The organism is Cysteiniphilum sp. QT6929 (assembly GCF_030035755.1).
In the GTDB taxonomy this organism is placed as follows: domain Bacteria; phylum Pseudomonadota; class Gammaproteobacteria; order Francisellales; family Francisellaceae; genus Caedibacter; species Caedibacter litoralis.
On the sequence record NZ_CP103983.1, the window covers coordinates 252,213 to 271,406 of the forward strand.

18 protein-coding genes are annotated in these 19,194 nt (G+C 38.5%); 11 read left to right on the top strand and 7 right to left on the bottom strand.

Features of this window, described 5'->3' with window-relative positions; genetic code table 11:
- Positions 1-2 precede the first annotated feature (2 nt).
- Complete coding sequence (locus NYP54_RS01100) at positions 3-287, top strand: superinfection immunity protein (RefSeq protein WP_283156786.1); 285 nt, start codon at positions 3-5, stop codon at positions 285-287.
- Between the two features lie 4 nt (positions 288-291).
- Entirely contained in the window at positions 292-2,487 is a 2,196-nt protein-coding gene (gene uvrD, locus NYP54_RS01105; protein WP_283156787.1) for a DNA helicase II, read from the top strand.
- On the opposite strand, the gene NYP54_RS01110 is transcribed toward uvrD, so the two are convergent.
- Positions 2,482-4,272 carry an aminopeptidase P family protein gene (locus NYP54_RS01110; RefSeq protein WP_283156788.1) on the bottom strand — a complete coding sequence of 597 codons (1,791 nt, stop codon included), beginning with the start codon at positions 4,270-4,272 and terminating at the stop codon, positions 2,482-2,484. The genes uvrD and NYP54_RS01110 overlap by 6 nt on opposite strands.
- Before the next feature lie 240 nt (positions 4,273-4,512).
- Between NYP54_RS01110 and NYP54_RS01115 the strand changes: the two genes are divergently transcribed.
- The 7 genes from NYP54_RS01115 to NYP54_RS01145 all read left to right on the top strand — a co-directional run bounded on the left by NYP54_RS01115 (position 4,513) and on the right by NYP54_RS01145 (position 10,471).
- Complete coding sequence (locus tag NYP54_RS01115) at positions 4,513-5,520, top strand: OmpA family protein (RefSeq protein ID WP_283156789.1); 1,008 nt, start codon at positions 4,513-4,515, stop codon at positions 5,518-5,520.
- Between the two features lie 148 nt (positions 5,521-5,668).
- A complete protein-coding gene (locus NYP54_RS01120; RefSeq protein ID WP_283156790.1) occupies positions 5,669-6,241 on the top strand; it encodes a hypoxanthine-guanine phosphoribosyltransferase in 573 nt (190 codons plus the stop codon).
- A gap of 24 nt (positions 6,242-6,265) precedes the next feature.
- Positions 6,266-7,048: a TatD family hydrolase gene (locus tag NYP54_RS01125; protein ID WP_283156791.1), complete on the top strand. Its 783-nt coding sequence runs from the start codon at positions 6,266-6,268 to the stop codon at positions 7,046-7,048.
- 314 nt (positions 7,049-7,362) lie between these two features.
- Positions 7,363-8,007, top strand: a complete 645-nt coding sequence (locus tag NYP54_RS01130; RefSeq protein ID WP_117001383.1) for an O-methyltransferase — start codon at positions 7,363-7,365, stop codon at positions 8,005-8,007.
- Positions 8,008-8,043: 36 nt separating this feature from the next.
- Positions 8,044-8,670, top strand: coding sequence for a zeta toxin family protein (locus tag NYP54_RS01135; protein WP_283156792.1), 627 nt, complete (start codon positions 8,044-8,046; stop codon positions 8,668-8,670).
- Positions 8,671-8,685: 15 nt separating this feature from the next.
- Positions 8,686-9,651, top strand: coding sequence for an agmatinase (gene speB / locus NYP54_RS01140; RefSeq protein ID WP_283156793.1), 966 nt, complete (start codon positions 8,686-8,688; stop codon positions 9,649-9,651).
- A gap of 76 nt (positions 9,652-9,727) precedes the next feature.
- The gene (locus tag NYP54_RS01145) at positions 9,728-10,471 is read left to right on the top strand and encodes a copper homeostasis protein CutC (protein WP_283156794.1); all 744 of its coding nucleotides are present in this window, start codon (positions 9,728-9,730) and stop codon (positions 10,469-10,471) included.
- Here the strand turns inward: NYP54_RS01145 and hslR are convergent.
- From hslR to NYP54_RS01160, 3 genes are all read right to left on the bottom strand, one after another.
- Complete coding sequence (gene hslR / locus NYP54_RS01150; protein ID WP_283156795.1) at positions 10,450-10,842, bottom strand: ribosome-associated heat shock protein Hsp15; 393 nt, start codon at positions 10,840-10,842, stop codon at positions 10,450-10,452. The genes NYP54_RS01145 and hslR overlap by 22 nt on opposite strands.
- Positions 10,843-10,998: 156 nt before the next feature.
- Positions 10,999-12,366 (bottom strand): glutathione-disulfide reductase, encoded by a 1,368-nt coding sequence (gene gorA / locus NYP54_RS01155; protein WP_283156796.1) that lies wholly within the window; start codon positions 12,364-12,366, stop codon positions 10,999-11,001.
- A gap of 226 nt (positions 12,367-12,592) precedes the next feature.
- Positions 12,593-12,934: a helix-turn-helix domain-containing protein gene (locus NYP54_RS01160; RefSeq protein WP_117001272.1), complete on the bottom strand. Its 342-nt coding sequence runs from the start codon at positions 12,932-12,934 to the stop codon at positions 12,593-12,595.
- Positions 12,935-13,182: 248 nt separating this feature from the next.
- Here NYP54_RS01160 and NYP54_RS01165 point away from each other — a divergent pair, with 248 nt between their 5' ends.
- A complete protein-coding gene (locus tag NYP54_RS01165; RefSeq protein WP_283156797.1) occupies positions 13,183-13,950 on the top strand; it encodes an ATP-binding cassette domain-containing protein in 768 nt (255 codons plus the stop codon).
- Here the strand turns inward: NYP54_RS01165 and NYP54_RS01170 are convergent.
- Together NYP54_RS01170 and NYP54_RS01175 are read right to left on the bottom strand one after the other, a co-directional pair.
- Positions 13,943-16,042, bottom strand: coding sequence for a UvrD-helicase domain-containing protein (locus tag NYP54_RS01170; protein ID WP_283156798.1), 2,100 nt, complete (start codon positions 16,040-16,042; stop codon positions 13,943-13,945). The two genes, NYP54_RS01165 and NYP54_RS01170, sit on opposite strands and share 8 nt — an antisense overlap.
- A 6-nt stretch (positions 16,043-16,048) precedes the next feature.
- Complete coding sequence (locus NYP54_RS01175) at positions 16,049-16,819, bottom strand: amino acid transporter (RefSeq protein ID WP_283156799.1); 771 nt, start codon at positions 16,817-16,819, stop codon at positions 16,049-16,051.
- A 193-nt stretch (positions 16,820-17,012) separates the two neighbouring features.
- On the opposite strand from NYP54_RS01175, the gene purB reads away from it, so the two are divergent.
- Entirely contained in the window at positions 17,013-18,380 is a 1,368-nt protein-coding gene (purB, locus tag NYP54_RS01180) for an adenylosuccinate lyase (protein ID WP_283156800.1), read from the top strand.
- Here purB and NYP54_RS01185 read toward each other — a convergent pair.
- Positions 18,373-19,074 (bottom strand): DUF445 family protein, encoded by a 702-nt coding sequence (locus NYP54_RS01185; RefSeq protein WP_283156801.1) that lies wholly within the window; start codon positions 19,072-19,074, stop codon positions 18,373-18,375. The genes purB and NYP54_RS01185 overlap by 8 nt on opposite strands.
- Positions 19,075-19,194 lie beyond the last annotated feature (120 nt).

Consider the following 19,194-nt stretch of genomic DNA (forward strand, 5'->3'; position numbering starts at 1 on the left):
TTATGCGTGTTTTGCTTAATTTACTGTTTGTTGTTGCCGTCGTTGTCGCTGTATTGGTGTTTTTTCCGTTCTCAATGCTCGTGTTACTTGGCGTATTGTTATTGATGCTTTACTTTTTACCAAGCTATATTGCTTTTAAAAAGCAGCATCCCAGTGCGATTATCATCTTTATTGTTAACTTATTATTGGGCTTTACGTTTATTGTTTGGTTGATCTGCTTAATTTTGGCAATTGCCTACCAACCACGTACAATTATCGTCGAAAAACATCATTACCATGGCGTGTAATGCGATGACTGTGATGTTAGATATGATTAAATCGCTGAATAAAGCGCAGCAAGAAGCCGTGCTTTTAGCAAATGAAAACGCATTAGTTTTAGCCGGAGCAGGCAGTGGTAAGACGCGTGTGTTAACGCATCGCATTGCCTACTTGTGTCAGGAAAAAAATGTTTCACCCTTGAATATATTGGCAGTGACCTTTACCAATAAAGCAGCACGAGAGATGCGCGGTAGGGTTGAGGAGCTTCTAGGCTTTTCAACCGTTGGTATGTGGATTGGCACATTTCATGGCATAGCCCACAGGTTATTGCGCCAACATGCACAAGAGATCGGTTTTGATCGACGCTTTAAAGTGCTCGACCAAGATGATCAATTACAAGTCGTTAAGAAAGTTATCCAAAGTTTAAACCTAGATGAGAAATATTATCCACCTAAGTATTTTCAAGGCTTTATTAATGGCAAAAAAGATGAAGGAATGCGCGCGATTGATTTGCCAACGGCCGAGTTTGATAGTGAAGTGGTTAAAATATATCAAGCTTATGAAGCGCGCCTAAAAGCGGATAATGCATTGGATTTTGCTGATTTGCTACTATACGCTTATGAGTTGTTTAAACACAATGAAGTGCTTCGTAGCTATTATCAAAAGCGCTTTCAATATGTATTGGTTGATGAGTTTCAAGATACCAATAGTGTGCAATATAAATGGTTGATGTGTTTAAAATCACAAAATAACGCTTTTATGGCGGTGGGTGATGATGATCAATCTATTTATGGTTGGCGTGGTGCTAAGGTTGAAAATATCGAGCATTATCTTGCAGATCTATCACCGGTAACAGTCGTGCGTTTGGAGCAGAATTATCGCTCAACACAGCTAATTTTAGATGCAGCTAATGCGGTGATTGCCAATAACAGTAAACGCATGGGTAAGATGCTGTGGTCTCAGGCTGAAAAGGGTGAACCAATAGCGCTTTATGAGGCGTTTAATGAGCGTGATGAAGCGGATTATATTGCCGATAAAATTGATGATTTACATCATAATCAATCTATTTCCCTGACTGATATTGCGATATTGTATCGCTCTAATGCGCAATCGCGTGTGATTGAAGAGGCATTACTTAAGCGCGGGTTGTCTTATCGCATTTATGGAGGCTTACGCTTTTTTGATCGCGCAGAGATTAAAGATGCATTAGCCTACATGCGTTTGCTTGCACTACGCGCCGATAACTTAGCCTTTGAGCGGGTGATTAATCTACCAACGCGTGGCATTGGTAATAAAACCTTAGAAAGTATCCGCGAGTATGCCGGAGTGCATGATTTATCCTTATGGCACGCGACATTACAGATGATTGAAATAAAAGCGTTTAGTAGTCGTGCCTCTCAAGCACTGCAGCGATTTGTTGATTTGATTGAGGATATGTCTTCGTTGAAAGATGCATTGACTTTAGGGCAGTTAATGCGTCATGTACTTGATGCCAGTGGCTTAATGCTGATGTATCAGGAGTCAAAAGCTGAGAAAGCACAACAAAAGCATGAAAACTTAAAAGAGTTAGTCAATGCAGCCAATGAGTTTATTCCGCCTGTTGAGGATGCTGCTGATGAAGATTTGCTGGTTGAGTTTTTAAGCTTTGCTGTGCTTGAGTCAGGGGAGATGCAAGCTGAGGACAATATGGATGCGGTGCAATTGATGACACTTCATACCGCAAAAGGGCTTGAATTTCCTTATGTGTTTATGACAGGGCTTGAAGATGGCTTATTTCCATCATCACGCTCGATTGAAGTGCATGAGAAATTGGCTGAAGAAAGACGGCTTTGTTATGTGGGTATTACGCGTGCGATGCGTTATCTCACTTTAAGCTTTAGTAAAGTGCGCCATCAATATGGCGATGTTAATTATCAGATTAAGTCGCGATTTTTAGATGAGATTCCGGATGAGTATATTCAGTATGTGCGCCAGCAAGTGAACAAAACGCCATCGCCAAAAGCTAAGAAAGCAAGTTTTGGCATGTCGCCTTTTGAGTTTATGAAAATTCAAAGTGCAAATAGCAATGCCTTTAAATCAGGTGACTGTGTTGTTCATCCAAAGTTTGGTATAGGCGTGGTTTTAAAAACTGAAGGACAAAATGATGATTTGTGTTATCACATTGACTTTCAAGCCGGAGGTGGCAAAAAGGTGTTGCTTGCCAATATGGCGAAGCTGACAAAATTATAATGCTTTTGTTTGCGCGGTAAGCCACGCTTTAATTGCTTCGTCACTAATCATAGGCAATATTTCTTTTTCGACACGCAAGTGGTAACTATTAATCTGTTTAATTTCATCATTAGTCAAAAGTGCAGTATCGATTAGATTACGCGCATAAGGCACAAGTGTGAGATCTTCAAAACAGTAAAAATCGCCAAAATCACGATGTGCCTGCTCGCGCATTGCTTTAACAAAACATAAGTTCTCGATGCGAATACCAAACTGGTGAGGGAAATAAACACCCGGTTCATTACTCACAATCATGCCAGACTCAAGTGATTGATTACTAAACGCCGGAGAAATACGCTGTGGTCCTTCATGCACACACAGAAAGCTGCCAACGCCATGACCTGTGCCATGCCCGTAGTTTAACTGTTGTTGCCATAATGGTTGACGAGCGAGTGTATCTAGCTGCTCGCCACGCGTGCCTTTAGGAAAGCTTGCATTTTGAATAGCCAAGTGTCCTTTAAGCACTAAAGTGTAATAGTATTTATGCTCTGAGGTTGGGTTGCCTAGATGAAATACACGCGTGATATCTGTGGTACCTTCCAAATATTGACCACCTGAATCTAGTAAGTAAAGACTGCTGTTATCAATGACTTTAGAAGTCTTTGTGGATGAGCGGTAGTGGATAATCGCGCCATTTGAGGCAAAACCGCTAATGGTATCAAAACTCGCGCCTTTGAAATTAGGCTGTTTTTGACGAAATTTCAATAGCATATCTTGCGCTTTAAGCTCATCAACACCTTCATGCCAATGGTTTTCAAGCCAATGAATAAACTCAATCATTGCAATAGCATCTTTTTTATGCGCATACTTACTACCATCAATTTCAGTCATATTTTTGCATGCTTTGGCAAGTGCAATAGGTGATGGTGCAAAATGATCATTACAGTCGATATTTAAGTTTTGTAGGATTGCATAATTTGCCGTATTAGGATCAATCCAGATTTTACCTTGAAGCTTTGATAATTTCGGGTAAAACGCATCATAACTTACGATACTAATGCCTTGAGTATTCAGTGTGGTTTTAACCTCATCACTCAATTTAGAAGCATCAACAAAAAACTCACAGCGATCTTTATAAAGGATCACATAGCTAATCACTAAGGGGTTAAAGTTAATATCATTACCGCGAATATTGAGTAACCATGCAATTTCATCAAGCATGCTAACAATTAATGCATCGACTTTATTCTTGTGCATTAGTGAGCGCATTTCTTTAAGCTTCGTCGTGGTATCCTTGCCACTGAGATGATCTTTTTGCAAAAAGGTAGCAGCACGTGGTAATACGCTTTGATCATTAAGCGTGGTGCGCGCTTGATCGATTAAATTATCTTGATCAAAAACACATTTGCCTTCAAGTGAGCGCATAAGCTCCTCAAGGTGTTCAGCGCGTTTAATCGATACGGTGGTTGGGTCAATAGCAATGGTTTTGCCATAGGCATTGTCTCTTAGCCAATTTTCTAACTCGGAAACAAAGCCTTGCTGTTTTTGTAAGCTATAGATATTGCGATCAAGCTGCGCCTCAGCTTGCAAGAAGTAACGTCCATCTGTCCAAAGAAGGGCATTATTTTGACCAATTAACGCTTCACCAGCACTACCATCAAATTCACTTATCCAAGGACGGCGTTGCCAAGCTTTAGGTAAATACTCGTTATTATGTGCATCTGTGGATGGTGCAAGATAAAAATCATATTGTTTTTGCTGCATTAATTGACGTAATGTTTGAACTTTTGTGGAGGTCTCCAGCATGAAGTTGTCCCTATTGCTTATTTCATAAGTTGTGGTTATTTAATCGTAGATGCTTGCTATAAACAATAAAATTTAAATTTTTTCATTGAAAAAGCGCTAACAACACTCCCAGTCTGCTAAAAAGTTAACTATACTAGCCAAGGTTTAATTAAAAGGAATAGCTTCTTTATTGAGAAGCTCCCGCAATGTCCTGCTAACGGATAAACTATTTTTATAACCGAAAAAAAATGAGGAAGAAACATGAAGAAAAAAATCATTGTTGGCTTATTAGCAGCGGGCTTGTGCTCTGCAGCTTTCGCAGCGAATGATCATAGCAACCAATTATATGGACAGTTTGGCTTAGGTGGTTATATCAATCATAGCTATTCTCAAAGTGGTCCTGCTGTATCAGGCACTGTTGGTTATGGTTTTAACAAGAACCTTGCGGCACAAGCAAGTGTTAGCTACATGGGCAACAACCAAAAAACTGTTTTAGCGGAAGGTATCTGGAATTTTGCTAATAACACGAAATTTACACCGTATGTTGCGATCGGTGGTGGCTATATGAGTTTAACAACAAATTCATTTGGTCTTGATGCGGGTCTTGGTGTTAAGTATGACTTTGCGCCGAATGCTTATATTTCAGCTGATTATCGTTATCTTCAATCATTTGGCTCTAAGACACCAAATGGTAGCATGATTACTGTTGGTCTTGGCTTGTATTTTGGTGGTGCGAATAATACATCTGCTTATGGCGCTATGGGTTCTGTAGCAGCAGACCAACAAGCACGTGAAGATGAGTACCATGCAGCTTATGCATTGCCAAAAAATGTAATGGAATGTCAAGCAGGTACTTCTGAAATGACACGTGAGTCTATCGGTTGCTACACAGTTGATGGCGATAAAGTAACAATGCATTTAGATGCTAAATTTGCCTATAGCAGCTATGCATTAAATGCTAAAGCAAAAGCGGCAATTGATAACCTAATCAACTTCATGAACGAGTATGATATTAAGAAAGTGGTATTACAAGGCTTTGCTTCACAAGGTAAAAAAGGTCCAGCATTTGCACAATACAACCAGCAGTTATCAGTTAACCGTGCGCAAGCGGTTAAATCGTATATGATTTCTAAAGGTGTTGATGCAAGCAATATTGAAGTAGTTGGTTATGGTTATACACGCCCATTAGTACCAAACACAACAAAAGCTAATCAGTCAATCAACCAGCGTGTTGAGGCAAGTATTCCTGTTCCTTTAAAGGCTCAGTAAGTATTTTTGTCTGAATTGTAATCAGCCTTATTTTGTCAAGGCTACCTTCTTCTGAATTGTTATTTATTTCTTAAATTTTTTAGTTCGCATTCATTCGGAAATCGGATAGAATAGCTCGAAATTTCCATAAAGCGAAACTTCAAAATCCATGTCAAAAATTACACCTACTTTCATTAAAGAAGTCTTTGATGCTTCACGTGTTATTGTGCCTCAGCAAACTTTAGAAGCATCATTTGAAAAAGTGGCAACGGAGATTACACAAAATCACATCAAAGATAATCCGATTGCTGTGTGCGTGATGAATGGTGGCTTGTTTATTACCTCAGAAATTGTCAAACGTTTGCGCTTTCCATTACAGGTTGATTATATTCATGCCAGCCGTTATGGCAATGAGTATACGGGGGCTAATATGCTAAATTGGGTTAAAACACCTAATATTAACCCGCAAGGTCGCACGGTTATTTTGTTTGATGATATCTTGGATGGTGGTTTAACCTTAGCTGAAGTTAAACGTTATTACGAAGATCGAGGTGCGTTAAATGTCTTAACATCAGTGATGCTTGATAAAAAAGCACCAAGAGATAAAGGTGGATTGATCAAAGCAGACTACGCTGGTCTTGAAGTTGAAAATGAATTTTTATTTGGTTTTGGTTTGGATTATCACGGTTATATGCGCAATGTGCCAGAAATTCGTGCCGTAGATGCTAAGCATATGATTTAATCACTCTTTTATTGTTTTTTTCTTATGATCATTGATTCTCATTGTCACCTCAACTATTTACAAAAAAAAGGGCAACCAACGCTTCAGGAGATTGTTGCTGAAGCCAAAGCAAAAGGCGTTGAAAAAATCATCTCAATTTCAACCACACTAGAAGATGTCGAAGCAATTAAAGCGATTGCCTTAACGTTTCCTGAAGTTTATTACTCCGTCGGTGTTCATCCCAGTGAAGTTGAAGGTGTTCAACCGCTTAAGGCGCAAACTATTATCGATTATATCGATCATGATAAATGTGTTGCGATTGGTGAGACAGGGCTTGATTATTATTACAATGATCAAGAGACGCATTCATTGCAACAGCAAAAATTTATTGCCCACATTGAAGCGGCAAAAATATTAAAAAAACCTGTTATTGTGCACACTCGTGGTGCGAAAGAAGATACATTAGCTATTTTAAAAACATATGGCATTGACCAATGCGGTGGCGTGCTGCATTGCTTTACCGAAGATTGGGATATGGCAAAAAAAGCCCTTGATATGGGAATGTATATTTCAATTTCAGGCATTGTGACCTTTAAAAATGCACAAGATGTGCAAACAATGGCGCAGAAAATTCCTTTAGATCGACTGCTCATTGAAACCGATGCGCCATATTTGACGCCCGTACCGTATCGTGGTAAACCGAATTATCCAGCGTATGTTTATTATGTCGCGGAATTCTTAGCAAAACTGCGTGGCGAGAATTTTGAACACTTTTGTCAGGCAACAAAAGAAAACACTAAGCGTTTGTTTTGTGGTATGAAAGATTAATAACTCAATTATAATACCCTAGGAAATTTAAACTGATGTACCCGCTCAATTTGGGAAAGTTGCTAAAGATTACCGTTTATCAAAATCTAACCTGCTGGGTAGTTGCAAATATTGTCTAAATCTCCAATTATTAGCGATAAGATTGTCAATTTGAGGAAGCAGCAAAAATGACCACCTTCCACCCATATGAAAACGAAACCACGGACTTTAAGCGTGAACTTAATGACAGGCTGGAAAAGGAAGTGATTGCCTTTTTAAATTCTGCAAAAGGTGGTCACTAGCGGATAATCGAATGATTGAATATGGGTAAGAATATGAAACAAAACCAATTTACAGAACAAACTATTTGGCAGTATTGCCTTGACCATACCAAGCCAAACTCACCACTTTTACAAGCGTTAAAGGCGGACACTGAGAGCTCAGTACATGGTGCGCAGATGTTATCAGAAACGATTGTCACTAAGCTTTTGCAGTTTTTTATCAAAATGCAAAATCCAAAAATATGCGTTGATTTAGGCACCTTTAGTGGCTTATCAGCACTAGCTATGGCGGAAGCAACTGCTGATAATGCTTTAATATATACGATTGATCGCACACATCAATCTGGACATGAACTAGCTTGCAAGTATATTGAAGAAAGCAGCGTTGGTTATAAAATTAAAATGCTTATTCAAGAGGGCATTGATGCAATAAGCAAGCTTCCTGATGATATTGATTTTGCGTTTATTGATGCGGATAAAATGCAAACAAAATGCTATTTTGATTTGCTATTGCCGAAGTTAAGTGCAAAGGGCATGATCATTGTCGATGATGTGTTATGGCGAGGTGAGGTGCTTGATCCTGTGGATAAGCGCGCCAAGGCATTAGATGATTTTAATCAATATATTTGTAGTCATCCACAAGTGGATAATTTAATATTGCCAATCAGACACGGATTACATCTAGTCATTAAAAAATAAGAAATTAAAAAAGTAAAAAATAATAAAGTACATGCGATGAATACAACGATTAACCATTTTGTAATGCAATCCATTCAGGTCAGCGCTGATAATGCACCTATTGCCATTTTTTTGTTGGGTGCCAACGGTTCGGGCAAAAGCTCATTACGTGCTTATTTGGATTTATCAAATATCCAAACGAATATTGATCCTGATGCACTTAATCGCATTGCGATGTTAAAAAATAAAGACAATCCATTGATCTTTGCATCAAAGCAAGCGATTACTTTATATAAAACTGCACTTGATAATAGCTTAAACACCTGTATGGAAAGCACATTTTCAGGTAAGAGTATTTTAAATCGTATCTTGCGCGCTAAACAACAAGGTTATCGCACCATATGCTATTTTATGGGCTTGGAGTGTGTTGAGCTGAATATCGAGCGTGTTGCCCATCGAGTGAAAAAAGGAGGGCATGATATTGCTACTGAGCTTATCCTCAAACGCTATGATGAATCAGTCGCTAATCTCATCAATCATCACTATTTATTTGACGAGTTACATGTGATTGATAACAGCTTGGATTACTATCGTTTGCAGTTTTCATGTTATCAAGACCAAGCGGTTCAATACGAAAAAATATTGCCTTGGGCTAATGGTATTTATAGACAAATTAATCAATAAAAGGAAAGAGTATAAATGAGTGAATTAGTTGATGCAGCCATTGCACGTAAAGCGCTAAAAGGATCACAATTTGAGATGACTTATGGTGGGGTAACGAGTTTTATGCGTCGCAACTACACCAAAGATTTGACAAATGTTGATGTTGCTGTCAGTGGCGTGCCCTTTGATTTGGCAGTCACCTATCGCTCAGGTGCGCGCTTAGGACCAAGAGCGATACGCGCGGCATCAGTACAACTTGCGGAGCTTACCACATTTCCATGGGGTTTTAATCCTTTTGATGAGCTTGCTGTGATTGACTATGGTGATTGCTTTTTGGCTCCACACAATCCGCTGACCACACCTCATGCTATCCAAGCGCATATCAAAAATTTACTTGATCACAACGTCTTTCCATTGACCTTTGGTGGCGATCACTATATTACCTATCCTATTTTAAAGGCGATGGCTGAAAAATATGGCAAAGGTTTGTCAGTGATCCATTTTGATGCACATTGTGATACTTGGCGCGATGATGATGAAGATTCCATGAATCATGGCACAATGTTTTATAAAGCGATTAAAAATGGCATTGTCGATCCTAAACATTCGGCACAAATTGGCATTCGTACGTGGAATCAAGACTTTATGGGGATGAATGTACTGGATGCGCCTTTTGTTCATGAGCATGGCGTTAAAACAGTCATCGAGCGTGTAAAGCAGATTGTTGGTGATAGACCAACGTATATTACTTTTGACATTGATTGTTTGGATCCGGCATTTGCACCAGGCACGGGAACTCCTGTATCAGGGGGCTTAAGCTCAGCGCAAGGCTTAGCTATTTTGCGTGGATTAACGGGTTTAAATTTGATTGGTGCTGATGTGGTTGAAGTTGCCCCTGCCTATGATCATGCTGAAATTACAGCGATTGCTGCGGCTCATGTTGCTTGTGATATGATTTGTCTTTTAGCGCATGATAAAAAAATAAAAAAAATAGAAAAATGAACAAATAGTGAAAATAGCTAATCAAGAATGCCAATAATCGGCATTAAAAATAAAAAGTGGGGGGAGGCAGTTAAACATGAATATTGAAATTTGTCTGGATAATATTGAATCCGTTGATGTAGTAGCAAAATTTCCTGAGATAACTCGTTTGGAGATTTGTAGCGCTCTTAGTTTGGACGGTTTAACTCCCGCGCCTTATTTAGTGCAATATGCTAAAGAGAAATCAATAGCTCGTCGTCATACGATGATCCGTCCGCGCGCGGGGGATTTATGCTATAACGAGGCTGAAATTAAGATGATGGCTCAAGAGATAAAGCTTATGCATGAGTCAGGTGCCAATGGCGTTGTTATCGGTGTGCTTGATACAAACAGTCATATTAATATCGCAGCAACTAAATATCTAACGGATCTTGCTAAGTCTTATCAATTAGAGGTTACTTTTCATCGTGCGATTGATATGGTGCCTGATTACCTTGGCAGTGTACAGATATGTGTCGATCTGGGTATTGATCGCATTTTAACATCTGGTGGTCAAAAGAAAGCATTTATGGGACTAGATGACATTGCCAAAGTGATGCAAAAATATCATGGTCAAATCGAGATTATGGCAGGTGGCGGAGTCAATAAAGATAATATTCCACATTTTAAAGAAATTGGCGTTGATGCCGTGCATTTTTCAGCAGCGAGTAACAAAAGTAATGTGCAGGGTGAAAGTGTTTTTAGCAAAAGCTCATTAAGTTATAACGTAACTAATGAGGATATTGTTAAAGAAAATATTGCAGCTATAGCTTGTCAATATCAATCACCACTATCTTGCTGATGCTTAAAAGACATAATTTGGCGACGTTCTTTTTTATTTGGTTTCGTTGGATTGGGTAGGGTGGCTTTGTTCAACTTCCTAAGCATTGTCTCATGCTCGCGTTTCTCAATGCTATCAGTAGTTTCATTGTAAAGTGTTTGCGCAATACTTGCCGCCCCTCGCGTATCAGATAAGCCTATGACTGTTACAACTTTCTCAGCATAGCCTTGACGAATGGTGAGTGTCGCACCAATCTCAACTTTTTTACTGACTTTGGAGCGCGCGCCATTGTAATGTACTTTGCCACCTTCAATAGCATCTTTGGCTAATTGACGCGTTTTGAAAAAACGTGCCGCCCACAACCATTTGTCTAAACGAACATCATCTGCCATATTTTATCCTTCTAGAAATACGCTTAGTAATCCATAAAAAAATTGAGTTGAACTTCAATTATCCCCTCACCCGAGCAGCTTAAACTGAACGACCTCTCCCGCAAGGGGAGAGGTAATAGGTGATGCAACTAATTTTTCATCATCATCTAATAAACATTAACGCATGGTAACCAGCTCTTCAGCACTGGTTGGATGAATAGCAATGGTGTTATCAAGGTCTTGTTTTGTGGCACCCATTTGGATCGCAACGGCAAAGCCTTGTAATATTTCATCGGCATCTAAACCAATCAAGTGACAACCTACTACTTTTTCATCAGCACCTGCAACAATAAGCTTCATCACGGTTGGCAATCTAAAACCCGAAATTGCGGCAAAAAGCGGGGTGAATTTACTTTGATAAACTTTGATATTATCTTTGCCATACTGATCATTGGCATCTTTTTCAGATAAGCCCACTGTACCAATTGCTGGATGTGAGAAAACAACTGTGGGAATCAAATGTGCATCCAACTTAAGATTGCTTTCACCATTAAATAAACGTCTAGATAAGCGTCTGCCTGCGGCAATTGCAACTGGGGTTAGTTGTGCAGCTCCTGTGGCATCACCAATGGCGAAAATATGAGAAACTGTTGTTGTTTGGTACTCATCAACGATAATAGTACCATTATCATTGAGTTTAACATCTGTGTTTTCTAGTCCTAAATTAGCCGTAAGTGGGGCGCGTCCCGTTGCCCAAACGAGACAATCAACATCATAAAGCACATCACCATTATTTAAATGGATATCGAGTAGCCCATTGGATTTTTTAACCACTTGAGTGATATTGGTATGGGTTCTTACATCCATCTTTAACATTTGCATACTGCTAAGTAATTCATCACTTAACATTTCATCAAATTCTTTAAGTGGTTTATCCCGACGAATCAGAAGATGGGTTTCTGTACCTAATTCATGAAAAACACCGGCAATCTCAACACCAATATATCCACCACCGACGATGACGGCTTTTTGCGGTTGTGTATCAAGTTCAAAAAAATCATCCGATGTAATGCCATGCTCAGCGCCTTGAATATTCTCTGGAATCACAGGGTAAGCACCTGGGCACACATAGATATAATCAGCAGTTATTTCGGTGCCGCCATTTTCATTATCAATGATGATAGTATTGCTGTCTTTGAATTTTCCCCATCCTTTAAAGTGGGTGATTTTTTGGCTGTCAAATAGCTTATTATAAAATTGATGAATATTAGAAATGTAGGTGTCACGCTTGCTTTTAAGTATTTGCCAATCAAATCCTTTAACATCTAGATCAAAGCCATAGCCTTGATAGTCATGTTTTAAGCGAGAAGCAAGATTAGCTGCATACCACATGGCTTTTTTAGGTACGCATCCGCGATTGACACAGGTACCACCTAGGTCTTTTGCCTCAACAATAGCGACTTTTTTCCCGAAGCGCGCTGCTTGAACACCTGCGGCAATACCGCCACTGCCGCCACCAATACAAATTAAATCAAAGTGTTGCATTTTTTTCTGTCTCTTTATGAAAAGTAGGGCAGTAGTATAAACTAGCAAGCGCTATATTTACGAGTGGTAACCATCATTTAATCAATATAATTTCAGTCACGCTAAAAATAAAAAAACAACTGTTTGTTTAGACCGAATGAATAAAATAACAATGTTAAGAGACGCTTAAAGACAGTAATAAAGATAGGCAAAAATAAATTTTAAACGTTGGCAATAAAAGGGCAGGTTACTGGAACATATCGGCAATTGATTCAAACATCTGGCGCGTGTAGGTTTTATTTAATTTGCACATTCTAAATTGTGCTTTGCGTTCACACGTAATAATGCCAGCTTCTTGAAGTTGTTGAATATGTTGTGAGGTGACAGATTGAGAAAGGTCTAATTTTTGCATAATCATATTAATGGTGACACCTTCCTTTTCAATATCAATTTTCTCAGAGAAAAAATTCTTTTTAGGTTCTAATAACCATAGTGCAATATTAAATCTATCGGGATTAGCCAGTGCTTTAAATGCCTTTAAACACAGTTCCGTTTGATAAGTTGAGCCTAAGTTTTTTAATATCGACATATAAATATCCCATCATCATCTTAAATTACATCTATTTTTACCGATGAGGGCAGGGCAGTCAAACAATATATGCATAGCCATATATATAAATACCTGTTTTTTCAAATATTCGTATATCTATATATTCAAATATACGCATATATAAATATTTGAATATAGAAACACATGAATATGCGAGTACTGCTTTATTGCTATATTAAGGACTTTTCTTTATAGTGGTGCCTTTGGTAGCTGGGCGGGCAAGGCGCATGCTTGAATTAAGAAATATTAATATTGATGCCAGAATCTTCGATATGAACACATCATTTGAGTCCGGTAAAAAATACGCGATTATCGGTGTAAATGGCGCTGGCAAAACATCGCTATTAGACGTGATATCATCCAAGATTTCTGGGAAAAGCATTGCTGGAAAGATTCTGCTTGGCGGTGAAAATATAGCTAAATTCAACCCGAAGAAGCGAGCTCAGAAATTTGCTTATCTTGCGCAAAATACACAGGTTTTATTTAATTATACCGTCAATGATATTGTGAGCATGGGGCTCTATCCGCATGACTTAAATCCCAATCGTAAAGAAAATCTAATCAATCAAGTGTATGAAATGTTAAGCCTATCTAAACAAAAAAACATGCCTTTTCATACGCTTTCAGGTGGGCAAAAACAGCGGGCTCATTTAGCGCGTGTCGTATTGCAAATTATTGCTGGTGATAATAATGAAGAAAAATGGCTGCTACTGGATGAGCATGCCGCTGGATTAGATCTTTATCAACAAGCGCTGGTTTTTGAGATTTTAGATAAGTTATTAAAGCAGCATAATCTGGGTGTCATTATGGTGATGCATGATTTAAATTTAGCAGCTCAATTTTGTGATCAAATGCTTTTAATTGATAGCGGCAGATTGCTTAAAATGGATGAAACAAAAAAAGTAATACTTGATGATGAGTTTACCAAAGCATTTAAAATCAAAGCCAAATATTTAGCTGATGAGGATGCATTTTTGTTTACAGCAACTAGGTGAAACGCCCCTTTAATAAGCTTAAATTACTCTTAGCAAGCGTCTTTCTTTCGGCTTGTGTGCTTTCTGATTTACCACTCCAACTCAGGTCATCTTGTGGCAGCTCATCGATAAAACGACTGGGTTTTGAAGGGATCGTTTCGCCAAATTTTTTGCGTATTTTTGTTAGCGTAAGCGTTAAAGTATGTTTAGCGCGGGTGATGGCAACATAAGCCAAGCGTCGCTCTTCTTCAACAAAATCATCATCAATGCTTTGCTGATGTGGTAATAAGCCTTCCTCAACACCCATTACATAAACATGTGGATATTCTAGACCTTTTGAGGCATGTACTGTGAGGATTTGGACTTTTTCATCCTCTTTTTGCTCTTGTTCACGATCAATAATGTCTAATAACAACATACGATTGATCGTTTCTGCGAAATTTATCTCTACGGACTGAATTTTTGAGTTTTTTGAGCTTTCTAAATTTTCTGCATTTTCCGTATTTTCTATTTCTGTTGTTTCATCTAAATCAGCTATATCGCTAGCGTTGCTATCTTCTTTTTTCTCACAAATCCAACCAATTAAATCCAGTACGTTTTTATAGCGTTTTTCGGCTTGCGCCAATGAATTCGTATTATCAACAAGCCAAGTATGGTAATTGATTGCTTCCATCATATGGATTAAATGCGTTGCTAAATGATGTACATCCTTGATTTTACGCTGATAGTCATAAATAAATTGTTTAAAGACTTTCAACTTTTCAATCGCAATAGGTTTTAATACTTGTGTTAAACCCATTTCATCGATTGCATTGAATAATGAGATATGCCGCGATGTTGCATACTCACCAAGCTTCTCAAGTGTCGATGGACCAATTTCGCGTCTTGGGGTATTGATCACGCGCAAAAATGCACAATCATCTTGATCATTCACAAGCAATTTAAAATAAGCCAAAGCATCTTTAATCTCGGTTTTAGCAAAAAATGAACTGCCACCACTAATGGCATAGGGGATTTTATATAGCTGAAAATAACGTTCAATCAAAAATGATTGGTGATTGCCACGAATAAGCACAGCATAGTCTTTAAAATGCGTATTATGATTGACTTTGTGCGTCATAATTTCACTGGCAATGCGCTGCGCTTCATCTTCTTCACTTTTTGTTACCAATACACGAATCGGCTCACCATAGTGGTGAGCTGACCAAAGTTTTTTGGTAAATAGGTGAGGGTTGTTATCAATTAATGTATTTGCTGCATGCAAAATGCGCCCGCTTGAGCGATAATTTTGCTCCAGTTTAACGACTTTAAGCTTCGGATAATCTTGTTGCAAGAGAGATAAATTCTCAGGACGCGCACCACGCCAAGCATAAATCGACTGATCATCATCACCGACCACGGTAAATTGTTGGCGCTGAGAAACTAATAATTGCATTAGTTTATACTGGCTTTCGTTGGTATCTTGATACTCATCGATTAATACATAATGAAAGCGTTGCTGCCAATACTCTTTAACCTCGGGATGTTTTTTTAATAATTGCACGGGAATGAAAATCAAATCATCAAAATCTACTGCATTATAGGCTTTAAGGTATTTTTGATATTGAATATAGACTTCATGCGCCTGCTTTAAATGATCATTGCCTGTAAGCATGACCTCTGTCGGGGTCAGTAGCGCATTTTTCCACAATGAAATTTGTTGTTTAAATTCAGCAGCTGCCTGTTTGGTTGATTGAAAAGCACTATAAGCAATCTCATGAATCAATGTAATCGCATCTTGCTCATCAAAAAGGGTGAAATTGGCCTTATAACCTAAAAGTGCATGGTGTTTGCGTAATAACGTTAACCCAAGATTATGAAAAGTTGAAATACGCAAGCCTCTAGTGTTCTCACCTTCAAGGCGTGATTGCACACGTGATTTCATCTCTTTGGCTGCTTTGTTGGTAAAAGTAACCGCTAAGATACTATGTGCCTTGTAATGACACTTTTGAATTAGGTAGGCAATTTTCTCAGTAATCACACTGGTTTTGCCACTTCCGGCACCCGCAAGTACTAATAGTGGACCACTGATATATTCAACCGCTTGTTGTTGCTCTGGATTTAATTGACGCATTTGAGCTTAAGCAATAATTTTGGCATGGATATCGCCTTGTAAAATAATCGGTGTGTTTTCAATGGCGTGATTAAAAACAGCAAGCACAAAGCTCTTATCATCTATATTCACTTGATTAACAATATCAGCGATATTTTTTCCGTCAACGTTTTGCAGTTTTTCGGCAATGGACAATGCCTTGTCCGTTTCAATGCTTAACAAGAATTTCTTTAAATTACCGCGATATTTCATGCGCGCAATAATTTCTTGCCCCATAAAGCAACCCTTTTGATAGCTAATGACATCCAAGCGATCAAGATTAAGCTCTGCAGGCAGAAAGGATTCGCTATTATGAATATCAATCATCGGTAATTGTTGGCAAATATTTTCTTTTTGCACTTCGTCAACATTTAATGAGCTAACAAGCTGTTGAGAAACATCAACAATAGCGTGTTGCAGCAAAAAGCCTTTTTCGTCATCATTTTGGCTATATGTTAATTGATACTGATCAGAAGCCTCAAAGCTAATCTTAGAAAATACAGCATATTTTCTAAGCGCTTGTAATGCTTGATCAGCCAAGTCTCTGGGTAACGCTAATAGTAAATCATTCTCAGCAACAAAACGCATAAAGAATAGGGCGATAATACGTCCCTTTTGATTGCATAGCGCGTTTAGCTGTATCGGGTTATCAGCATTAAGCAGTGTCACATCATTGGTTAATTGACCTTGCAAGAACTTCACACAGTCTGCGCCAAATACGCGAATCACTTCAAACTCTTCATAAATATAATAAGCCATAAAATCAACACAAAAGGCTAGTCACAATGCTAAGGAAAATAGCGGATTTAATGCCCAAAGTAAAGCAAAGTGAAGCTTGCGTGGTGCTGAAAAGTATAAAAATAATAGAAATCTATAAATAGCGTTTGAGGGTGCCAAATAGTTTTTGTTACAATCTGGCTACCTTTGTTTTTGAATGTTGAGTCTTAACTTTATGGATTCCGTATTGTGTTTGTCACCTGTTGATGGTCGTTATGCTGATAAAGCAGCGAGTTTACGTCCCTTTTTAAGTGAATATGGTCTTATTTATTACCGCACCTTAGTTGAAATCAAATGGCTAAAGCATCTTGCCAATACCCCTGAAATTAATGAAGTGCCAAAGCTATCAACAGATGCTTTAAATGTCTTAGATGGAATTATAGATAACTTCAGTGAAAAGGATGCGCTCGCGGTTAAAGAGATTGAAAAAACAACTAATCACGATGTCAAAGCCGTTGAGTACTTTATAAAAGATAAAATTGCAGCAAATGCCGAGCTTGCCAATATCAGCGAATTTATTCATTTTGCCTGCACCTCTGAGGATATTAATAATCTTTCTTACGCCTTAATGCTAAAAAATGCGATTGAGAAGGTAGTGTTAGCAGAGGTTCAACACGTTCAAGACTTTATTCAAAAATTAGCAAGAGATTTTGCTGATCAACCGATGTTATCGCGCACTCATGGGCAACCCGCGTCACCGACAACGCTTGGCAAAGAGCTCATTAATGTCGTTTATCGTTTATCACGTCAAACCAAGCAATTAGCGCAAATTGAGTATTTGGGTAAAATCAATGGTGCGGTCGGTAATTTCAATGCGCATGTTGCAGCATATCCTGATATTGATTGGCAGAAACTGGCTAAGTCCTTTGTTAAGAGCTTAGGGTTAAGCTATAACCCATTAACCACACAGATCGAGCCACATGACTATGTCGCTGAATGCTTTGACTGCTTGTGTCGTATTAATACCATTTGTATCGACTTTAACCGTGATATTTGGGGTTATATTTCTCTAAATTACTTCAAACAAAAAACGATTGCGGGTGAAATTGGTTCTTCAACTATGCCACACAAGGTCAATCCAATTGATTTTGAAAATGCTGAGGGCAATCTAGGTCTTGCTAATGCGTTAATGAATCATTTATCTGCTAAATTACCGATTTCACGTTGGCAGCGCGATCTGACGGATTCTACGGTGCTACGAAATATCGGTGTTGGTTTGGCGTATAGTTTGATTGCTTATCAGGCGATGCTAAAGGGCATGAAAAAACTTGAGCTTAATCGCGAGCCAATTTTAGATGATCTCAAAAATAACGTCGAAGTCTTGGGTGAGGCCGTGCAAACGGTGATGCGTCGTTATGGTATTGAAAAACCATATGAAAAGCTCAAAGAGCTAACACGTGGCAAACGTATTTCACTGAATGATTTATCCGTTTTCATCGATGGACTTGCTTTGCCACATGAGGTGAAAGAGAATTTAAAAGCGATGACACCGGCGAACTATATCGGTATTGCCGAGCAATTATGTCAGGAGCATGCTAATTAAAAAAACTGGCAACAAGTCCAATAATAGCACCAAAAACGCCACCCCAAACGACCAACCAGCCAAGGTGCTTTCTAATCATCTCTTGAATAATATTCTTGACCATCTTTGGTGTAAGCTCTTCTAAACGCGCATCAATCATGGATTCAAGTTTTTCAGCAATATGGTGTGCATTTAATTGATCAAACTTAAACTCACCATTGCCATCAGCGTTACTTAGCATTGCCATGATCGATTTTTCCATCTTGGCTTTAAAAGAATCACGCATTGGCTCAATCGCATCTTTTCCACCTAGAAATGACTCAATCATACTACCGAACTGGCTTTCCATGATCGCCTCAACAAAACGGTCAAATAGCAAATCATAATCAACCTTTTTGGCAATAGTATTTTTAAAGCTGTTTTTCTCATCAGCAAAAGTACTTAATAAAAAGCGCTCAAGATATTCAGTTTTGAAGAACTGCTTTAACAACATATTTTTAATGGCACGTTTAAAACCCTCAAATTGTCGTGGAATAACGCCTGAGCCATAGGCAAAGGGGATTTTGTCAAAAAGCATCACTATCGCTAGCCAATTGGTGATAGCGCCAGAAAGGGCATAGAAACCAACCGCTTTAAGCTGGGCATTGGCAAATAGCACGCCTACAATACTGATGATAAGTGCGATAAGATTGGTCATAAGACTTTTATTAAACATATTTATTATAGTTTCCATTAATCGGTTTAAAGCGGCGGCTATCATAAGAAAAATTTGTATTTCAAGCAAATGTTCAATCGGTTAATTTTATGATTTTGCTTATATTAGTCATTACAGAGA